17 protein-coding genes are annotated in these 18,046 nt (G+C 72.0%); 11 read left to right on the plus strand and 6 right to left on the minus strand.

Translation table 11 applies throughout. The features are described 5' to 3' along the window. Positions 1–367 precede the first annotated feature (367 nt). Genes argC through OG776_RS32710 form a run of 5 tightly spaced genes read left to right on the plus strand, consistent with a single transcriptional unit; the run spans position 368 to position 5,192 of the window. Positions 368–1,396, plus strand: a complete 1,029-nt coding sequence (gene argC, locus OG776_RS32690; protein WP_148007751.1) for an N-acetyl-gamma-glutamyl-phosphate reductase — start codon at positions 368–370, stop codon at positions 1,394–1,396. Beyond that, positions 1,393–2,544 carry a bifunctional glutamate N-acetyltransferase/amino-acid acetyltransferase ArgJ gene (gene argJ / locus OG776_RS32695; RefSeq protein ID WP_148007752.1) on the plus strand — a complete coding sequence of 384 codons (1,152 nt, stop codon included), beginning with the start codon at positions 1,393–1,395 and terminating at the stop codon, positions 2,542–2,544. Before argC ends, argJ begins: the two co-directional genes overlap by 4 nt. Then, positions 2,541–3,452 carry an acetylglutamate kinase gene (argB, locus tag OG776_RS32700; protein WP_148007753.1) on the plus strand — a complete coding sequence of 304 codons (912 nt, stop codon included), beginning with the start codon at positions 2,541–2,543 and terminating at the stop codon, positions 3,450–3,452. The genes argJ and argB overlap by 4 nt, the downstream gene beginning before the upstream one ends. After that, positions 3,449–4,639: an acetylornithine transaminase gene (locus tag OG776_RS32705; RefSeq protein WP_148007754.1), complete on the plus strand. Its 1,191-nt coding sequence runs from the start codon at positions 3,449–3,451 to the stop codon at positions 4,637–4,639. Before argB ends, OG776_RS32705 begins: the two co-directional genes overlap by 4 nt. 16 nt (positions 4,640–4,655) lie before the next feature. Beyond that, on the plus strand, positions 4,656–5,192 hold the full coding sequence (locus tag OG776_RS32710; RefSeq protein WP_148007755.1) for an arginine repressor: 537 nt from the start codon (positions 4,656–4,658) through the stop codon (positions 5,190–5,192). A 127-nt stretch (positions 5,193–5,319) separates the two neighbouring features. Here the strand turns inward: OG776_RS32710 and OG776_RS32715 are convergent, their stop codons facing one another. The 5 genes from OG776_RS32715 to OG776_RS32735 all read right to left on the minus strand — a co-directional run bounded on the left by OG776_RS32715 (position 5,320) and on the right by OG776_RS32735 (position 9,925). Further along, positions 5,320–6,057 (minus strand): FAD:protein FMN transferase, encoded by a 738-nt coding sequence (locus OG776_RS32715; RefSeq protein WP_148008140.1) that lies wholly within the window; start codon positions 6,055–6,057, stop codon positions 5,320–5,322. Between the two features lie 43 nt (positions 6,058–6,100). Continuing rightward, the gene (locus OG776_RS32720) at positions 6,101–6,940 is read right to left on the minus strand and encodes an FMN-binding protein (protein WP_148007756.1); all 840 of its coding nucleotides are present in this window, start codon (positions 6,938–6,940) and stop codon (positions 6,101–6,103) included. A gap of 19 nt (positions 6,941–6,959) precedes the next feature. Then, positions 6,960–8,339, minus strand: a complete 1,380-nt coding sequence (locus tag OG776_RS32725) for a ferredoxin reductase family protein (RefSeq protein WP_187285499.1) — start codon at positions 8,337–8,339, stop codon at positions 6,960–6,962. Positions 8,340–8,644: 305 nt separating this feature from the next. Further along, positions 8,645–9,334, minus strand: coding sequence for a L,D-transpeptidase family protein (locus OG776_RS32730; RefSeq protein WP_148007757.1), 690 nt, complete (start codon positions 9,332–9,334; stop codon positions 8,645–8,647). A 3-nt stretch (positions 9,335–9,337) separates the two neighbouring features. Next, the gene (locus OG776_RS32735; protein ID WP_148007758.1) at positions 9,338–9,925 is read right to left on the minus strand and encodes a pyridoxamine 5'-phosphate oxidase family protein; all 588 of its coding nucleotides are present in this window, start codon (positions 9,923–9,925) and stop codon (positions 9,338–9,340) included. Between the two features lie 252 nt (positions 9,926–10,177). On the opposite strand from OG776_RS32735, the gene argH reads away from it, so the two are divergent. From argH to OG776_RS32755, 4 genes are all read left to right on the plus strand, one after another. After that, positions 10,178–11,611: an argininosuccinate lyase gene (gene argH, locus OG776_RS32740; protein ID WP_148007759.1), complete on the plus strand. Its 1,434-nt coding sequence runs from the start codon at positions 10,178–10,180 to the stop codon at positions 11,609–11,611. Between the two features lie 243 nt (positions 11,612–11,854). Next, the gene (locus tag OG776_RS32745) at positions 11,855–12,826 is read left to right on the plus strand and encodes an aldo/keto reductase (RefSeq protein ID WP_148007760.1); all 972 of its coding nucleotides are present in this window, start codon (positions 11,855–11,857) and stop codon (positions 12,824–12,826) included. A 140-nt stretch (positions 12,827–12,966) separates the two neighbouring features. Next, positions 12,967–13,512 (plus strand): TetR/AcrR family transcriptional regulator, encoded by a 546-nt coding sequence (locus tag OG776_RS32750; RefSeq protein ID WP_187285500.1) that lies wholly within the window; start codon positions 12,967–12,969, stop codon positions 13,510–13,512. A gap of 2 nt (positions 13,513–13,514) precedes the next feature. After that, positions 13,515–15,080 (plus strand): MFS transporter, encoded by a 1,566-nt coding sequence (locus tag OG776_RS32755; RefSeq protein WP_148007761.1) that lies wholly within the window; start codon positions 13,515–13,517, stop codon positions 15,078–15,080. 157 nt (positions 15,081–15,237) lie between these two features. On the opposite strand, the gene OG776_RS32760 is transcribed toward OG776_RS32755, so the two are convergent. Further along, a complete protein-coding gene (locus OG776_RS32760; protein WP_148008143.1) occupies positions 15,238–15,909 on the minus strand; it encodes a lysophospholipid acyltransferase family protein in 672 nt (223 codons plus the stop codon). A 360-nt stretch (positions 15,910–16,269) separates the two neighbouring features. On the opposite strand from OG776_RS32760, the gene OG776_RS32765 reads away from it, so the two are divergent. Further along, positions 16,270–17,460, plus strand: a complete 1,191-nt coding sequence (locus OG776_RS32765; protein WP_329322973.1) for a glycerophosphodiester phosphodiesterase — start codon at positions 16,270–16,272, stop codon at positions 17,458–17,460. A gap of 73 nt (positions 17,461–17,533) precedes the next feature. After that, positions 17,534–18,040: an RNA polymerase sigma factor gene (locus tag OG776_RS32770; protein WP_329322974.1), complete on the plus strand. Its 507-nt coding sequence runs from the start codon at positions 17,534–17,536 to the stop codon at positions 18,038–18,040. Positions 18,041–18,046: the final 6 nt, after the last annotated feature.

The raw sequence follows: 18,046 nt of genomic DNA on the forward strand, positions 1-18,046 counted from the left end.
CCACGTGCTGAGTGACCCCGGTCGGCGCCGCGCGCGTCCCACGACCACCGCCTCCGTGCTCCGCCGGTCCCGCCGGCTCCGCGCGCACCGTCCGGGGCTCCGCGCTCACCACCCGAGGCTCCGCTCTCACCCCCTCGACGCCCGCGACCGCACCCCTGTGCCCGGACGCGCCTGCGCACCCGTACCTCTCGTGCGCACCCGCGCCCCTGTGCACCCGTACCTCCCGCGCGCACCCGCACCTCTCGCCCACGGCCGCGTCTCTCGCGCGTACCCGGCCGACCCGTGACCCGCGTCCTGGTCCACCCAGGACTGCGTTGCATAAACGTGCATCGATACGTATAGTCATGCCATCTAGGAGGAGGGTTCCATGGCGGTACGCGCAGCAGTGGCGGGAGCGAGTGGGTACGCGGGCGGCGAGGCGCTGCGTCTGCTCCTGGCGCACCCCGAGGTCGAGATCGGCGTCCTGACCGGCAACTCCAACGCCGGTCAGCGCCTGGGCGCGCTGCAGCCGCATCTGCTGCCGCTCGCCGACCGTGTCCTGGAACCGACCACCGCCGAGGCCCTGGCCGGGCACGACGTCGTGTTCCTCGCGCTGCCCCACGGACAGTCCGCGGCCGTCGCCGAGCAGCTCGGGCCGGACGTCCTCGTCGTCGACATGGGAGCCGACTTCCGGCTGCGGGACCCGGCCGACTGGGAGCGGTTCTACGGTTCGCCGCACGCCGGCACCTGGCCCTACGGCCTCCCCGAACTGCCGGGCGGCCGCGCCGCGCTGGAGGGGTCCAGGCGCATCGCGGTGCCCGGTTGCTACCCGACGGCCGTCTCCCTCGCGCTGTTCCCCGCCTACGCGGCCGGACTCGCCGAGCCCGAGGCCGTGATCGTCGCCGCCTCCGGAACGTCCGGCGCCGGCAAGGCGGCCAAGCCCCATCTGCTCGGCAGCGAGGTCATGGGCTCCATGTCCCCGTACGGTGTCGGCGGCGTCCACCGGCACACCCCCGAGATGATCCAGAACCTGAGCGGTGCCGCGGGCGAGCCCGTCGCCGTCTCCTTCACCCCGACCCTCGCGCCGATGCCCCGTGGCATCCTCGCCACGTGCAGCACCCGCGCCCGGGCCGGGGTCACCTACGAGTCCGTCCGGGCCGCCTACGAGAAGGCCTACGCGGACGAGCCGTTCGTACGGCTGCTGCCGGAGGGCCAGTGGCCCGCCACCGCGTCCGTCTACGGTTCCAACGCCGTTCAGATCCAGGTCGCACACGACGAAGCCACACACCGCATCATCGCGATCAGCGCCATCGACAACCTGACCAAGGGCACGGCCGGCGGGGCCGTCCAGAGCATGAACATCGCCCTCGGGCTCCCCGAGGAGCTGGGCCTCACCACGATCGGAGTCGCACCGTGAGCGTCACCGCCGCCAAGGGCTTCACCGCCTCCGGCATCGCCGCAGGCATCAAGGAGAACGGCAACCCGGACCTGGCCCTCGTCGTCAACAACGGGCCCCGACTGGCCGCCGCGGGAGTCTTCACCTCCAACCGCGTGAAGGCCGCGCCGGTGCTCTGGTCCGAGCAGGTCCTCAGAGGCGGCCAGGTCTCCGCGGTCGTCCTCAACTCCGGCGGTGCCAACGCCTGTACGGGCCCCAAGGGCTTCCAGGACACCCACGCCACCGCGGAGAAGGCCGCCGCGGTCCTGGACGTGAACGCCGGCGAGGTCGCGGTGGCCTCCACCGGACTCATCGGCGTCCTCCTGCCCATGGACAAGCTGCTGGCGGGCGTCGAGACCGCGGCGGCCCAGCTCGGTCCGCACGGCGGCGAGAAGGCCGCCATCGCCATCAAGACCACCGACACCGTGCACAAGACGTCGGTGCGCACCGGTGACGGCTGGACCGTGGGCGGCATGGCCAAGGGCGCCGGCATGCTCGCACCGGGCCTCGCCACCATGCTCGTGGTCCTCACGACGGACGCCGACGTGGACAGCGGGACCCTCGACGGGGTCCTGCGCGCCGCCACCCGCACCACCTTCGACCGGGTCGACTCCGACGGCTGCATGTCGACCAACGACACCGTGCTGCTGCTCGCCTCCGGCGCCTCGGGAGTCACCCCGGACGCCACGGAGTTCGCCGAGGCCGTCCGGGCGGTCTGCGACGACCTCGGACAGCAGCTCATCCGGGACGCCGAGGGCGCCAGCAAGGACATCAAGGTCGAGGTCGTGGGCGCCGCGACCGAGGAGGACGCCGTCGAGGTGGGCCGCTCCATCGCCCGCAACAACCTCCTCAAGTGCGCGATCCACGGCGAGGACCCCAACTGGGGACGGGTCCTGTCGGCCATCGGCACCACCCGGGCCGCCTTCGAGCCGGACCAGCTGAACGTCGCCATCAACGGTGTGTGGGTCTGCAAGAACGGCGGCGTCGGCGAGGACCGCGACCTCGTCGACATGCGCTACCGCGAGGTCCACATCGTCGCCGACCTCGCCGCGGGCGCCGCCACCGCCACCATCTGGACCAACGACCTCACCGCCGACTACGTCCACGAGAACAGCGCCTACTCCTCATGAGCCATGTCACGCGGAAGCACACCGCACTCCCCAAGGCGCAGATCCTCATCGAGGCGCTGCCCTGGCTGACCCGCCACCGCGGCAAGACCGTCGTCATCAAGTTCGGCGGCAACGCCATGATCGACGAGGAGCTGAAGGCCGCTTTCGCCCAGGACGTCGTCTTCCTGCACCACGCCGGGCTCAAGCCGGTCGTGGTGCACGGCGGCGGCCCCCAGATCAGCGCGCAGCTCGACCGGCACGGCATCGTCAGCGAGTTCAAGGCCGGCCTCCGGGTGACCACCGAGGAGGCCATGGACGTCGTACGGATGGTGCTGGCCGGACAGGTGCAGCGCGAGCTGGTCGGACTGCTCAACCAGCACGGACCGCTCGCCGTCGGCATGACCGGCGAGGACGCGCACACCATCACCGCCACCAAGCACCTGCCCCGGATCGACGGCGAACCGGTCGACATCGGCCGGGTCGGCGAGATCACCGACATCGACACCGGTGCCATCGAGGCGCTGCTCGTCGACGGCCGCATCCCGGTCGTCTCCTCGATCGCCCGCTCCCAGGACGACGGACATGTCTACAACGTCAATGCTGATACGGCGGCTGCGGCACTCGCTGCGGCACTTGGCGCCGAAACCCTCATGGTCCTCACGGACGTCGAGGGCCTCTACGAGGACTGGCCGGACAGCGACGAGGTGATCAGCCGGCTGACCGCCTCCGAACTGGAGAAGCTGCTGCCCGAGCTGGCCAGCGGCATGGTGCCGAAGATGCAGGGCTGCCTGCACGCCGTGCGCAACGGCGTCACCACGGCCCGCGTCATCGACGGCCGGGTCCAGCACTCGATCCTGCTGGAGATCTTCACCGACGAGGGGATCGGCACGATGGTCGTGCCGGACGCGCAGGAGGGGGACGCCGTATGACCGCCAACCAGGAACTGACCGAGCGGTGGCAGGGCTCGCTCATGGACAACTACGGCACCCCGCGACTGCCCCTCGCCCGGGGCGCGGGCACCCGGCTGTGGGACGCCGACGGCAAGGAGTACCTCGACTACGTCGGCGGCATCGCGGTCAACGCGCTCGGCCACGCCCATCCGGCGGTCGTCGAGGCGGTCAGCAACCAGATCGCCTCGCTCGGCCATGTCTCCAACCTCTTCGTCGCCGAGCCCCCCGTCGCCCTCGCCGAACGGCTGCTCCAGCTCTTCGGCCGGGCCGGCAGGGTGTACTTCTGCAACTCGGGCGCGGAGGCCAACGAAGCCGCCTTCAAGATCGGCCGGCTGACCGGACGCGGGCACATGGTGGCCACCCACGGCGGTTTCCACGGCCGGACCATGGGCGCCCTCGCGCTCACCGGCCAGCCCGGCAAGCAGCAGCCCTTCCTGCCGTTGCCCGGTGACGTCACCCATGTCCCCTACGGCGACGCGCAGGCGCTGGCCGCGGCCGTGACCGACGACACGGCGCTCGTCGTCATCGAGCCGATCCAGGGCGAGAACGGTGTGGTCGTGCCGCCGCCCGGTTACCTGAAGGCGGCGCGTGCCATCACCGCCGCCACCGGTTCGCTCCTGGTTCTCGACGAGGTGCAGACCGGAATCGGCCGAACCGGCCACTGGTTCGAGTACCAGGCGCACGAGGGCGTCCTGCCGGACGTCGTCACCCTCGCCAAGGGCCTCGGCGGCGGACTGCCGCTGGGCGCGACCGTCGCGTTCGGCCGGGCCGCCGACCTGCTGGCACCCGGCCACCACGGGTCGACCTTCGGCGGCAACCCGGTCGTCTGCGCGGCCGGACTCGCCGTCCTCGACACCATCGCGTCCGAGGGCCTGCTGGAGAACGTGAAGCGTACCGGCGCACGGCTGCGCGACGGGATCGAGTCGCTCGGGCACCCACTGGTCGACCATGTCCGGGGCGCCGGCCTGCTCCTGGGTATCGTGCTCACCGAGCCGCTCGCGCCGCAGGTGCAGCAGGCGGCTCAGGACGCCGGTCTCCTGGTGAACGCGCCCGCCCCCGATGTCGTACGGCTGATGCCCCCGCTGAACCTGAGCGACGACGAGGTGGACGTCCTGCTCGGGGCCCTTCCCGGCGTCCTCGACGCAGTCAACGGGGATGGATCCTGAGAATGGGACGACGACGATGAGCCAGGCGCAGGACCACGACCATGCCGGGCCTGCCGTGCCGCAGACCCGCACCGCGCGCCACCGCAGGATCGTGGACATCCTCAACCGGCAACCGGTGCGCTCGCAGAGCCAGTTGGCGAAACTCCTCGCCGACGACGGACTGAACGTCACCCAGGCGACGCTCTCCCGGGACCTGGACGAGCTGAACGCGGTGAAGATCCGCAACAACGACGGAGACCTCATCTACGCGGTCCCGAGCGAGGGCGGCTTCCGCACCCCGCGGGTGCCCCTGGGGGAGTCGGCGAAGGAGGAGCGGATGCGCCGCCTCTCCTCGGAACTGCTCATCTCCGCGGAGGCGTCCGCGAACCTCGTGGTCCTGCGCACCCCTCCGGGGGCCGCGCAGTTCCTCGCCTCGGCGATCGACCAGGCGGAGCTGCACGACATCCTGGGGACGATCGCGGGTGACGACACCCTGCTGCTGATCAGCCGGGACGCGACGGGCGGCCAGGCGCTCGCCGACCATCTGCTGCGACTGGCCCAGAACAACCACTGACGCCGGGCGCGGACCCACGGGCGGGGAGGGGCTCCCCGCCCGCGTCCGGCCGCGCGCCGGACGCGGACGGACCGGTGGTCCCCCCGACCCCGAAGGGCCCGGTCCGGGCGCGGCCGGACCGATCAGGTCACCCCAGGCGCCGGGCGAGACCACCGGTGCATCTCACCTCGTCGCCCGCCGTGATGAGCAGGGCCTCGATGTCCGGCAGTGACTCCAGCCAGCTCAGGGCCTCACGGGAACCCATCGCGAAGGCGGCCGTCGCCCAGGCGTCCACCCAGGTCAGCCGCGGACCCACCACGGTCACGGCGACCAGGTCGGTGACCGCGGAGCGGCCGGTGCTCGGGTCGATGATGTGGGCTCCGCGCTCGGCGGTGCCGGAGGTGGCCACCGCCAGCTCGTCCGCGCCGGCCGCGGAGACGACGGCCGCGAGCCCGCCCGGACGCAGCGGATCCGAGACACCGACCCGCCAGGGACGGTGCGTGCCGGGAGCTCCGAACAGCTGGACGTCGCCGCCCCCGTTCAGGCTCACCCCGCTCGCGCCGGCCGCCACGAGACGCCGGGCCGCGCGCTCGGTCGCCCACCCCTTCACCAGACCGGTCGGATCGAGGCGTCCGGCGTAGCGCGTGCTGAACCAGCCCGCACTCAGCCGCTCCGCCTCCGCGCACAGGTCGAGCACCTCGCCGACCTCCGGGTCGCACTCCTCGACAGCCAGCTCGCCGCGCGCCAGGCGCGACAGCTGACTGTCCTCCCGGTAGGTGCTGAACACCTCGTCCACCTTGTGGAGTCCGGCGACGGCCTCCTCCAACGCGACCCGGACGAGGCCGGGTTCACCGCCCCGCACATCGAACGAGAAGACGGTGCCCATGACTTCCTCGGCGTGCCGCAGCGCGTGCGGCTCCTGGGAGGGCTCAGCCACCGGCCTTGTCCAGGGCCGACTGGAGGGACTTCTTGTATCCCGCGCTGGTGTAGGTGGCACCGGACACGGCGTCGATGTCGGCGCTGCCGGCCGCGACGGCCTCCCGGTTGAGCCGGGGAACCGCCAGCGCGGTCTTCTGGTCGCTCAGACCCCCCTTGGGCGCCTGGACGGCCTCGGCCTTGGTGATCTTCCCGCCACTGACCGTCACCCGGACCTGGACGGCGCCGTACTGGGTCTGCGCCACGTCCCCGGTGACGGTGCGCGCCTGCGCGGCGGGGGCCTGGGGCGCCGCCGAGGAACCCGACGAGCCCGACGATCCGGACGAGCCCGCGCCGCCTGCGGACCCCGCCGCTCCCGACGTCCCGCCGCCCTGGGCCTTCGCCTTGTCGAGCGCCGACTGCAGCGACTTCTTGTACCCGGCGCTGGTGTAGCTGGCACCGGACACGGCGTCGATGTCCGCGCTGCCCGCGGCGACGGCCTCCTGGTTGAGCCGGGGAACCGAGTTGTTGCTCACCTGGGTGCTGCGGCCACCGGTCGGGATCTGGACGACCTCCGACTTGGTGATCTTCCCGCCGCTGACGGTGATACGGACCTGCACGGGTCCGTACTGGGTCTGGGCGACGTCACCGGTGACGGTCCGGGCCCCCGAGGACGACTGCTGCCCGCTCCCGCCCTGGGGCGACTCCTGCGCCGCCGCCGACTGCTGCGGTGCCGCCGCGCCCTGCGCCGACGCCGGGTCGGAGGCGGGCTTCAGCGACAGCAGCAGGACGATCCCGGACACGGTCGCGGCGCCGGCCAGCACGGCACGTCGAATGGGGTGGCTCTTCTTCATCGCTCCTGACTCCCGTCGCTCACATCTCGAACGACTCGTGATGGATGCGGCGGGCGGGAACCCCCGCGCCGCGCAGTGCCTCGTAGACCTGCTGCGCGAAGCCGGGCGGCCCGCACATGAAGACGTCGTGGCGGTCGATGTCCGGCAGCTTGCGGCTCAGGGTCTCCGCCGAGATGTCCGGGCGCTCGCCCTCGGGACTGTTCACCGCGTACATCAGCCGGGCCCCGCGCTCCTCGGCGATCGAGGCCAGTTCGTCCCACAGGGCCAGGTCCTGGGTGGTGTTGGCCCGGTAGAGCAGGGTCAGATCGCCGGCCGAGCCGGGCAGCGTCTCGAACAGCGCCCGCATCGGCGTGATGCCGACGCCGCCGGCCACGAGCAGGACCTTGCCGCGGCTGCGCTTGGCCGCCGTCAGCGCCCCGTAGGGACCCTCGGCCCACACCCGGGTGCCGGGGCGCAGATCGCGCAGCGCGGCGCTGTGGTCGCCGATGGCCTTCACCGTGATGCGCAGCATGGTGGGGCGGGGGGCCGCCGACAGGGAGTACGGGTGCGAGCTGAGCCGCATGCCCGGTGCCAGGAACCGCCAGCGGAAGAACTGGCCGGCCTCCGCGCCCATGCGGTGCAGTTTCCGGCCGCTGATCAGCACCGAGACGATGCCCGGTGTCTCCTCGACGACCGCCTCGACCCGCATCCGGTGCTTCAGGTTCAGCCGGATCGGGGCGAGGATCCGGTACCAGAGCACGAGCGCCGTCACCGACCCGTACAGCCCGTACCAGACCGTCTTCGCGGCCGGTTCGACGGCGAACTCGTTGCCCGTGGACAGCTGGTGCCAGAACGTCAGGAAGACGGCGGCGTAGGTGAGCAGGTGGATGTGGTACCAGGTGTCGTAACCCATCCTGCGGCGCACCGGGCCCATGGAGAGCAGGCCGATGACGAACAGCAGGCCGGTGCCGATCGCCGCCTTGCCCATGTCGGGCAGCTGGTCGATCGAGTCGATCGTCTGCTGGACGATGTCACCGAAGCTCTTCCCCGCCTGCAGCGCGTAGCCCCACATGATCAGGACGAGGTGGGCGAGGACCAGACAGATCGTGTACCGGCCGCTCATCGCGTGCCAGCGCGCGACCCGGTCCGAGCCCACCCGGCGCTCCAGGGCGGGCACCCGGGCCATCTGCAGCACCACCAGCGCCATCAGGTACCCGGCGAGCAGCCCCGTGATGCGGCCCGCGTTGAGGATCTTGCTGTTGTCGTCCGCGATGGACGGGGTGTTGCTCCACCAGAGCCAGATGACCCCGGCGGCGCCCGCCCCCACGGCGAGCAGCAGGGGGACTGCGGGTGAGCGTCGTGGGCGGATGCGGCGCAGCGTCTGGCGCCGCGCGGCGCGGCCACCGGCGATCGTGGACACGGTTCCTCCGAGGTCGTCCGTGGGGACGGGTCGAGGGGAAAGGTCCCCTGGCCCAGAGATACGGCCGCCGACGGCCGTGCGTTCAGCCGGTCCGGAGTCCGGTCCCGATCGGCGGAGCGGTGGTGTCCGCCGCGGGGGACGGGCCCGCACGGAAGGGGGCGATCCGGGCGCCGGGACCGCACGTGGGGGACCGGACCGGGCACTCGCGGGTGTGGCCCGACGGGGCCGGTGCCGGGCGGCGGCGTGCGCCGGGGGCCGCGCCGTCCGTCGTCCGGTACCGCGCCCGGAGAGGCGCCCGTCCGTCCTCAGTACCGGGTCAGCGCGGTGTCTCCTCCCGTGGTGCCGATCGCGATGTGCGGGCCGCGCGCGGGATCGACCCAGGCGAGGATCCGCCGCATGGCGTCCACCGGCACCGACACGCAGCCGGCGGTCGCCCCGCGCCCGTCGACGTGGAGGAAGATGCCGGCCCCGCGACCCCGTACCGGCCTGTCGTAGTTGAAGCCGACGACGAGGGCGTACGCGTACTGCGGGTCGTACGTGATCAGGTGTTCGGACTCGGCGGCGCGGCAGTCGGCCGGGCGGGGCTCGGTCCAGCGGTTGTAGGAGCGGGAGGCGTTGTCCTCGCACCACCAGGAGCCCTGGTGGATTCGGCGGTAGGGGATGCGGGTGCCGTCGGGCGCCTTCCGGATGCCGAACGCGTACGGGAGGCCGTACAGCCCGGTGGGCGTCGTGTTCGTGCTCTGTCTGCGGGAGCCGCCCTCGACCAGCCCCCTGGCGCCGAAGCGCGCCACCGCCGACCCGGCCCGCACCCAGTGCCCGTCGCGCCGGTCCCACCAGGTGAGGGTGCCCGACGTCGCGTCCGCGCGCGGGGCCTCGGCCGTGATCAGCTGGCTGCCGCCGCCGGTGTCGGCGAGCCGCTCGGGCGGCGCGGGCGGCCCGCTCGGGGCGAGGGCGAGCAGGGACACGGACGCGAGGGCGACGGCTCCGAGGCGCATGGCTCAGACGGTAGTGGGAGGCAGCGGGAGCGGCAGCCCGGGTAGTCCGTCCAGGCTCGTCGCGATGTGCTCCTTCTTGGTGAAGTACGTGTTCAGGGAGGCGTCGTCCTCGCGGGCGAAGCGCTTGGCGTGCAGGTCGCGGTCCTCGTCGTAGGACATGAAAGGCACCGCGTAGCCGCAGGTGTCGCGGACGAGTTCGGCCGTCACGACGATGATCGCGCGCAGGCCGTGCGGGGAGTGGTCGACCGCGGGGAAGTGCTTGAGCAGTTCTCCGAAGCGGGGGTCGTCACGGAAGACGGGCTCGCCGCGGCCGTGCACCCGGACGATGTTGGGCGGCCCCTGGAAGGCGCACCACATGAGGGTGATCCGGCCGTTCTCCCGCAGGTGCGCGATCGTCTCGGCGTTGCTCCCGGCGAAGTCGAGGTAGGCCACGGTCAGTTCGTCCAGCACGGCGAACGAACCGGTGATGCCCTTGGGGGAGAGGTTGACCGTGCCGTCCGAGGAGAGCGGCGCGGTCGCGGTGAAGAAGAGGGGCTGGGCTTCGATGAACGTGCGCAGCCGGCCGTCGATGCGTTCATAGGTCTTTCCCATGTCCCGTGATGCTCGCGCAAAACCCTTCGCCTGTCTGACGAATTGCCCGGCGTGTTGTCGTCGGGGAGGGGTCGGGTGTCCTCCCGGGCGGGGGATGCTTCTGTGTCGCCGCGACATCGCCTCGGCGGTGGGGCGACTGCTTTGACGAATCATGCAGACTTCTGCATACTCATGCATTAGCCCGACGGCCACCTCCCGCGCTCTCCGGGTGCGGAGGCGGCCGCACGCCGCCATCTTCGAGGAGCAACGCAAGTGAGCAGCAACAGCGGTGACGTACGGCTCTGGGGCGGCCGTTTCGCCGACGGTCCCGCCGAGGCCCTGGCCAAGCTGTCCGCGTCCGTCCACTTCGACTGGCGGCTCGCGCCCTACGACATCGCCGGCTCGCGTGCCCACGCGCGCGTGCTGCGCAAGGCGGGTCTCCTCACGGACGACGAGCTGACGCGGATGCTCGACGGGCTGGGCCGGCTCGAGGCCGACGTCGCCGACGGCACGTTCGTCGGCACCGTCGCCGACGAGGACGTCCACACGGCCCTGGAACGCGGCCTGCTGGAGCGGCTCGGCCCCGACCTCGGCGGCAAGCTGCGCGCGGGCCGCTCGCGCAACGACCAGGTGGCGACCCTCTTCCGGATGTACCTGCGCGACCACGCCCGGATCATCGGCGGACTGGTCGCCGACCTCCAGGACGCGCTGATCGGCCTCGCCGAGGCCCACCAGGACGTCGCGATGCCCGGCCGCACCCACCTCCAGCACGCGCAGCCGGTGCTCTTCGCGCACCACGTCCTCGCCCACGTCCAGTCGCTGTCCCGGGACGCCGAGCGGCTGCGGCAGTGGGACGAGCGCACCGCCGTGTCGCCCTACGGATCGGGCGCGCTGGCCGGTTCCTCCCTCGGCCTCGACCCGGAGGCGGTCGCCGAGGACCTCGGTTTCGAACACGGCTCGGTCGCCAACTCGATCGACGGCACGGCGTCCCGCGACTTCGTCGGCGAGTTCGCCTTCATCACGGCGATGATCGGTGTGAACCTCTCCCGGATCGCCGAGGAGGTCATCATCTGGAACACGAAGGAGTTCTCCTTCGTCACCCTCCACGACGCGTTCTCCACGGGCTCGTCGATCATGCCGCAGAAGAAGAACCCGGACATCGCGGAGCTGGCGCGCGGCAAGTCGGGGCGCCTCATCGGCAATCTGACCGGCCTGATGGCCACGCTCAAGGCCCTGCCCCTCGCGTACAACCGCGACCTCCAGGAGGACAAGGAGCCGGTCTTCGACTCCTGCGACCAGCTGGAGGTCCTGCTTCCCGCCTTCACCGGCATGATGGCCACCCTCACCGTCCACCGGGAGCGGATGGAGGAGCTGGCCCCGGCCGGGTTCTCGCTCGCCACCGACATCGCCGAGTGGCTCGTCAGGCAGGGCGTGCCGTTCCGGGTCGCGCACGAGGTCGCGGGCGAGTGCGTGAAGGTCGCCGAGGCCGAGGGCGTCGAACTCGACGGTCTGAGCGACGAGCAGTTCGCGAAGATCTCCCCGCATCTCACGCCCGAGGTGCGGTCCGTCCTGAACGTGCCGGGCGCGCTCGCCTCCCGCGACGGCCGTGGCGGTACGGCGCCCCGCGCGGTCGCCGTGCAGCTCGCGGAGATCAGGTCCGACGTGGCCGCCCAGCACACCTGGGCCACGGCGAAGCTGAAGAAGTGACACCCGCCGGAGACGGCCGGTGCCGGGTGTGAGCCGGTCCCCGGCCGGGAGCTGAAGGCGCCGGACACGAACGAGCGGCACCGGGCAGTTCCGGGCGACACCGGACACTTCCGGGCCGGACCGGACGGGAAGTGGCAGCGCCGGGCAGAAGAAGCGGTGGGTCCGGTGTGACAGGGGCATCGCGGGATACGTTGGTCGGGAGCCGTACGGAGCCGTACGGAGTCGACCGAAACGGAGCCCGCGATGCCCTTCGCCCGCCTCGCCGCAGCCACGACTCCCACCGCGCACATCGGGCTCGGCCTCGCGGCGGTGGGCCGCCCCGGTTACATCAACCTCGGCCGCGAGGACGACCTCCCGGCCGTCCGCACTGTCGACGCCCTGCGCGAGCGCACCCACGAACTCCTCGACGCCGCCTACGCCCAGGGCGTGCGCTACTTCGACGTGGCCCGTTCGTACGGCCGGTCCGAGGAGTTCCTCGCCGACTGGCTGCGCTCCCGTCCCGAGGCCGACGACGTCGTGGTCGGCAGCAAGTGGGGCTACACCTACACGGCGGACTGGCGCACCGACGCCGAGGCGCACGAGGTCAAGGACCACGGTCTCGCCACCTACGAGCGCCAGCGCGCCGAGACCGACGCACTGCTCGGCGACCGGCTCGACCTCTACCAGATCCACTCGGTGACCCCGGACAGCCCGGCCCTCACCGACCGCAAGCTGCACGCCGAGCTCGCCGAGGCCGCGGCCGGCGGTCTCTCCGTCGGCTTCTCCACGAGCGGGCCGGCGCAGGCCGACGCGATCCGCGCCGCGCTCGCCGTGACGGTCGACGGCGCACCGCTCTTCCGTACCGTGCAGTCCACGTACAACGTCCTGGAGACCTCGGCGGCGCCCGCGCTCGCCGAGGCGCACGACGCCGGACTCACGGTGATCGTCAAGGAGGCGATGGCCAACGGCCGTCTCGCCACCGGGCACGCGCCGGAAGAGCTCGTGGCCGTGGCCGCGCAGACGGGGCTGGGCGCGGACGCCGTCGCCCTCGCCCACGTCCTGTGCCGGCCCTGGGCCGGAGTGGTCCTGTCCGGCGCGGCCACCGCCAATCAGCTCGCCTCGAATCTGCACGCGGCGGTCGTCGACCTCGACGAGGAGCGGCTGGCCCGCCTCGACGCCCTCGCCGAGGAGCCGGCGGCCTACTGGGAGCGTCGCGCCCGACTGCCGTGGCACTGAACGCCCACCGGACGAACAGGCGCTGACCGGGCGGCCGGTCGCCCGCGGTTCCGGCGTCCGGACGCCCACGCACGGTGACCGCGTGAGACGTCCGTGCCCCCGATGAGACATTCGTGTCTCATCTGGGTTACTCTTGTCTCATGGCTGTCGACCGTGACCAAGTGCTGCGCAGCGCGGCCGCCCTCCTCACCCGCAGATCCACCGCCACGATGGACGAGGTCGCCCGGGCGGCCGGGATCAGCAGGGCCACGCTGCACCGCCAGTTCGCCGGCCGCGACGCGCTCGTACGGGCGCTGGAGGCACTCGGCATCGAGGAGTGCGAGGCGGCCCTCGACGCGGCCCGCCTCGACGAGGGCACCGCGCAGGAGGCGCTGCGGCGGCTGGTGAACGAGCTGGAGAAGGCCGCCGGACTTCTCGCCTTCCTCTACACCGAGAACCAGCTCTTCGAGGGCGAGGGCCAGAACGAGGGCTGGGCCCTGCTCGACGCCCGTATCGCCGCACTGTTCCGGCGCGGCCAGGACAACGGCGAATTCCGCATCGACCTCACCCCGGCGTGGCTCACCGAGGCGCTCTACGGGCTGATCGCCTCCGGCGCCTGGGCGGTGCTGGAGGGGCGGGTCGCCACCAAGGACTTCAGTTTCATGATCGTCGAGCTCCTGCTCGGCGGCGCGCTACGGAGAGAGTGATCATGACCAGCACCCTGCGGCACGGGGGTGTCCCCGGCTCGGACGAAGCCGGAAAGGCGGGGGAGCACACGGCGAGGGAGGAACGGCGGCCGGGCCGCTGGCTCGCGCTGTCCGTCCTCGTTCTCGCCGTGCTGCTGGTGACGGTCGACGCGACCGTGCTCGGTCTCGCGACCCCCTACATCAGCGAGGACCTGGAGCCCTCCGGCACCCAGCTCCTGTGGATCGGCGACGTCTACTCCTTCGTCATCGCCGGGCTGCTCGTCTCCATGGGCAGCCTCGGCGACCGCATCGGCCGCAAACGGCTGCTGCTGATCGGCGCCACCGTGTTCGGCGCGATATCCGTGCTCAACGCCTACGCCACCACACCGGAGTTGATGATCCTGGCGCGGGCGCTGCTCGGTGCCGCGGGCGCGACCCTGATGCCCGCCACGCTCGCGCTGATCCGCAACATCTTCCACGACCCGCGCGAGCGCAGCCTCGCCATCGGCATCTGGGGCGCCACGGCCTCCGCCGGTACCGCGGTCGGACCCGTGGTCGGCGGCTTCCTGCTCGAACACTTCTGGTGGGGCTCGGTCTTCCTGATCAACGTGCCGGTGATGCTCGTCCTCGTGCCGGTCGGCATCAAGCTGCTGCCCGAGTCGCGCAACCCGAACCCCGGCCCCTGGGACCTGGCCAGCGTCGCGCTCTCGCTCGTCGGCATGATCGGCGTCGTGTACGCGGTGAAGGAGCTCGCCCTGCACGGGTTCGCCTGGCAGCCGGTGGCCGTGGGCCTGTTCGGCGCCGGGGCCCTGTACGGGTTCGTACGCCGTCAGCTCGGCATGCCGGTACCGCTGCTGGACATGCGGCTGTTCCGCAACCGTGGCTTCTCGGCGGCGGTCGCCGCCGACCTGCTGACGGTCTTCGGGATGTCCGGACTCGTCTTCTTCCTTTCGCAGTACCTGCAACTGGTGCAGGGCAGGCGGCCGTTCGAGGCGGGCCTGGCCGAACTGCCCGCCGCGGTCGGCGCGGTGGGTGCGGGTCTGGTCGCCGGCGCCGCGGCCCGGCGGTACTCGGTCCGCGCCGTGGTCTCCGGAGGGCTCGCCGCGGTCGGCCTCGCGCTCGCCGCGCTCACCCTGCTGAGCGAGGCCACCGGTTACTCGCTGCTCGGCACCGCGCTGCTGGCGGTCGGCGTCGGCGCGGGCTTCTCGTTCACCGTCACCGCCGACGTGATCCTCTCCAGCGTGCCCAAGGAGCAGGCGGGCGCGGCCTCCGCGGTCTCCGAGACGGCGTACGAACTCGGCGCCGCGCTCGGTATCGCCCTGCTGGGTTCCATCGTCACCGGTGTGTACGCGGGCTTCAGGGGTCCGGCGGGCACCCCGGCCGGAGCCCACGACTCCCTGGGCGGCGCGGTGGAGGCCGCCACCAGGCTCCCCGCCCACACCTCGGAGGCCCTGCTGGAGGCCGCCCGGACGTCCTTCGTGGACGGCCTGGCGCTCGCCTCGGGCATCGGAGCGGTGGTGCTGCTCGCCACCGCGACGGCGGCGTGGTTCCTGCTGAAGGGCCAGAGGCTGGAGAACGGGACGCGCTGACGCGACGGCCGAGGCCCCCCCGCGGCACCGGTGACGCGACGGACCGCGCCCGTCCTGCGCGGCACCGGTGAACGCGACAGGCGACGTCCGCCCGCGCGAACGTCGCCTGTCGTGTCGTCAGTCGTCGGCCGGAAGCCCCGCTCCGGCCGCCCCGCTGCTAGGCGGCCTTGGCCTTCGTGGCGTACATGTCCACGTACTCCTGGCCCGACAGCCGCATGACCTCGGTCATCACCGAGTCGGTCACGGCGCGCAGGACGTAACGGTCACGGTCCATGCCCTCGTACCGGGAGAACTCCAGGGCCTCGCCGAAGCGGACGGTGACCCGGCCGGGACGCGGCATACCGGCACCGCCGGGCTGCAGCTTGTCGGTGCCGATCATCGCGAACGGGACCACCGGGGCGCCGGTCATCAGGGTGAGGCGGGCGATACCGGTGCGGCCGCGGTACAGACGGCCGTCGGGGGAGCGGGTGCCCTCCGGGTAGATACCGAAGACCTTGCCCTCCTCCAGGATGCGGCGTCCGGTCATCAGCGCCGCGACACCGCCGTTGGCGCCGTCGCGGTCGACCGGGATCATGCCGACACCGGTGAAGAACCAGGCCATGAGACGGCCCTTGAACCCCTTGCCGGTGACGTACTCGTCCTTGCCGATGAAGAGCACCTGCCGGTCGCAGACCAGGGGCAGGATCATCGAGTCGATGAACGTGAGGTGGTTGCCGGCCAGGATGACCGGACCGTCGCCCGGGATGTGCTCCACGCCCTCCACCCGTGGGCGGAACATCAGGCGCATGATCGGTCCGAGCACTGCCTTGATGAGCGCGAAGCGGGACAACGGGCCCTCCGGTGTCAAGGGATTCGGTATGAGTCTGTGCAGGTGAGGACGATACTCGCGGGTCCCTGGTGATTGCACATCGGGTTCACCGTCCGGACACGCACTGTTGACCAATGTTTACCTGCCGTGGCCTGCGGTCGAGCATCTGTCACCCGTTCGACACGATGTGACGGAAGTCGCCCCCGGACGGCGCAAGGCGGCCCCGGCCCGCCGCCCCGCCCGACGATCCGTCACCACCCCGCTCTCGTACGACATCGGGCGGAGCCCAGGTGTTCCGCCGCGAGCCTCCCTCCCGTCACACAAGGGCCCCTACGATCGACCCGCTTTGACAGGTGCAGGCCGGGTAGCGGAGGAGCGCACATGGGGACGCAGGAGTCGCGGGAGTCGCAGGAGCCGAACGGGCAGGACCGGGGCACGGCCCGGCGGGCACTGCTCGGGGCCGCCGTGCTCGGCGCGGGCGGAGCGGTCCTCGGACTGTCCGGCACGGCGCGGGCCGACGAGCGGCACGGCGGGGGCCAGGGCGGCGGGTTCCGCGGTCTGCCGAAGCCGACCGTGATCGGACACCGCGGAGCCAGCGGCTACCGGCCCGAACACACCTTCGGCTCCTATCAGCTGGCCCTCGACATGGGGGCCGACATCGTCGAGGCGGGCGACCTGGTCCCCACCAAGGACGGTCACCTCGTCTGCCGGCACGAGCCCGAGATCGGCGGCACGACCGACGTGTCGGCGCACCCGGAGTTCGCCGACCGCAGGACCACCAAGACCCTCGACGGCGTCCCCACCAGCGGCTGGTTCACGGAGGACTTCACGCTCGCCGAGCTGAAGACCCTGCGGGCCGTCGAGCGCATCCCGGCCAACCGTCCGGACAACACCCTCTACAACGGCCGCTGGGAGATCCCCACCTTCGAAGAGGTACTGCACTGGCAGGACGAGCAGACCCGCAAGCGCGGCAAGCAGGTCTGGATCTACCCCGAGACCAAGCACCCCACCTACTTCCGGGCGCTCGGTCTGGGCCTGGAGGAGCGTCTCGCCAAGGTGCTGCGCAAGCACGGCAAGGACGGGAAGAACTCGCCCGTCATCGTCCAGTCCTTCGAGCCGACCAGCATCCAGCGCCTCGACAAGCTCGTCGACAACCCGCTCGTCGTCCTGCTCTCCGCCGCGAACACCCGTCCCTGGGACTTCGTCGCGACCGGTGACCCCCGTACGGTCGCGGACCTCGTCAAGCCCGCGGGCCTCAAGTGGATCGCCTCGTACGCCCAGGGCATCGGCCCCACGCTCGACCTGGTCATCCCCAAGGACGCGAACGGCGCCCTCACCACGCCGACCACCCTGGTCGCCGACGCGCACCGCGCGGGTCTGATCCTGCACCCGTACACGATGCGCAACGAGAACGTCTTCCTGCCCGCCGACTTCCGCAAGGGCACCGACCCGAACGCCTACGGCGACGCGTTCGGCGCCTTCCGGACCTACTTCGCCACCGGCATCGACGGCGTCTTCTCGGACAACGCGGACACCGCGCTGCTCGCCCGCGCGGACTTCGTCAACGGATGACCCCCTCACCCCGATGGGGTGACACCCGGCCGCCCCGGCAACCTCCCGCCGGGGCGGCCGCGTCCCGCCGCACATGACCCACGAGATGGTTTCCGCGCTGCGTCCGCTGCTGGCCGCCGAGGCCTCGGCGGAGGCGCACGCGACCGGGACCGAACAGAGCGACCTCGAACAGGCCGTCTGGCTGCGCCTCCTGGAGCGCCTCGACTCGGCCGGCCCGCCTGCCGATCCCCAGGGATGGCTGCGCCGCGCGGTGCGCTCGGAAGCCCGCCGGGCCGGCCGCACCGCCCGCCTGGAGCAGCCGTACGACTCCGAACCCGCCGATCCGGGCGGGCCCGGCCCCGAACAGCGCGCGCTGACCGCCGACTCCCGCCGCGCCCTGCACGACGCCGTGCGCCGGCTGCCCGGCCGCTGTCCGCGCCTCGTGGCCGCGCTGCTCTCCCCACGGGACCTCACCTACCGCGAGATCGCAGGTGAGTTGGGTATCTCACAAGGCAGTCTCGGTCCGGAACGTTCCAGATGCCTGGGATGTCTGCGGCGATTGCTGACGCCGGTGGTTGCGGCTCGCGGACCGCGGGGATAGGAGTGG

The organism is Streptomyces sp. NBC_01689 (assembly GCF_036250675.1).
In the GTDB taxonomy this organism is placed as follows: domain Bacteria; phylum Actinomycetota; class Actinomycetes; order Streptomycetales; family Streptomycetaceae; genus Streptomyces.

Bases quoted from the DNA above. Each gene is read 5' to 3' on its own strand.
- argC (WP_148007751.1), top strand. From the start codon at position 368: ATGGCGGTACGCGCAGCAGTGGCGGGAGCGAGTGGGTACGCGGGCGGC.
- argB (WP_148007753.1), top strand. From the start codon at position 2,541: ATGAGCCATGTCACGCGGAAGCACACCGCACTCCCCAAGGCGCAGATC.
- OG776_RS32705 (WP_148007754.1), top strand. From the start codon at position 3,449: ATGACCGCCAACCAGGAACTGACCGAGCGGTGGCAGGGCTCGCTCATG.
- OG776_RS32710 (WP_148007755.1), top strand. From the start codon at position 4,656: ATGAGCCAGGCGCAGGACCACGACCATGCCGGGCCTGCCGTGCCGCAG.
- OG776_RS32715 (WP_148008140.1), bottom strand. From the start codon at position 6,057: ATGGGCACCGTCTTCTCGTTCGATGTGCGGGGCGGTGAACCCGGCCTC.
- OG776_RS32720 (WP_148007756.1), bottom strand. From the start codon at position 6,940: ATGAAGAAGAGCCACCCCATTCGACGTGCCGTGCTGGCCGGCGCCGCG.
- OG776_RS32730 (WP_148007757.1), bottom strand. From the start codon at position 9,334: ATGCGCCTCGGAGCCGTCGCCCTCGCGTCCGTGTCCCTGCTCGCCCTC.
- OG776_RS32735 (WP_148007758.1), bottom strand. From the start codon at position 9,925: ATGGGAAAGACCTATGAACGCATCGACGGCCGGCTGCGCACGTTCATC.
- OG776_RS32745 (WP_148007760.1), top strand. From the start codon at position 11,855: ATGCCCTTCGCCCGCCTCGCCGCAGCCACGACTCCCACCGCGCACATC.
- OG776_RS32750 (WP_187285500.1), top strand. From the start codon at position 12,967: ATGGCTGTCGACCGTGACCAAGTGCTGCGCAGCGCGGCCGCCCTCCTC.
- OG776_RS32755 (WP_148007761.1), top strand. From the start codon at position 13,515: ATGACCAGCACCCTGCGGCACGGGGGTGTCCCCGGCTCGGACGAAGCC.
- OG776_RS32765 (WP_329322973.1), top strand. From the start codon at position 16,270: ATGGGGACGCAGGAGTCGCGGGAGTCGCAGGAGCCGAACGGGCAGGAC.
- OG776_RS32770 (WP_329322974.1), top strand. From the start codon at position 17,534: ATGACCCACGAGATGGTTTCCGCGCTGCGTCCGCTGCTGGCCGCCGAG.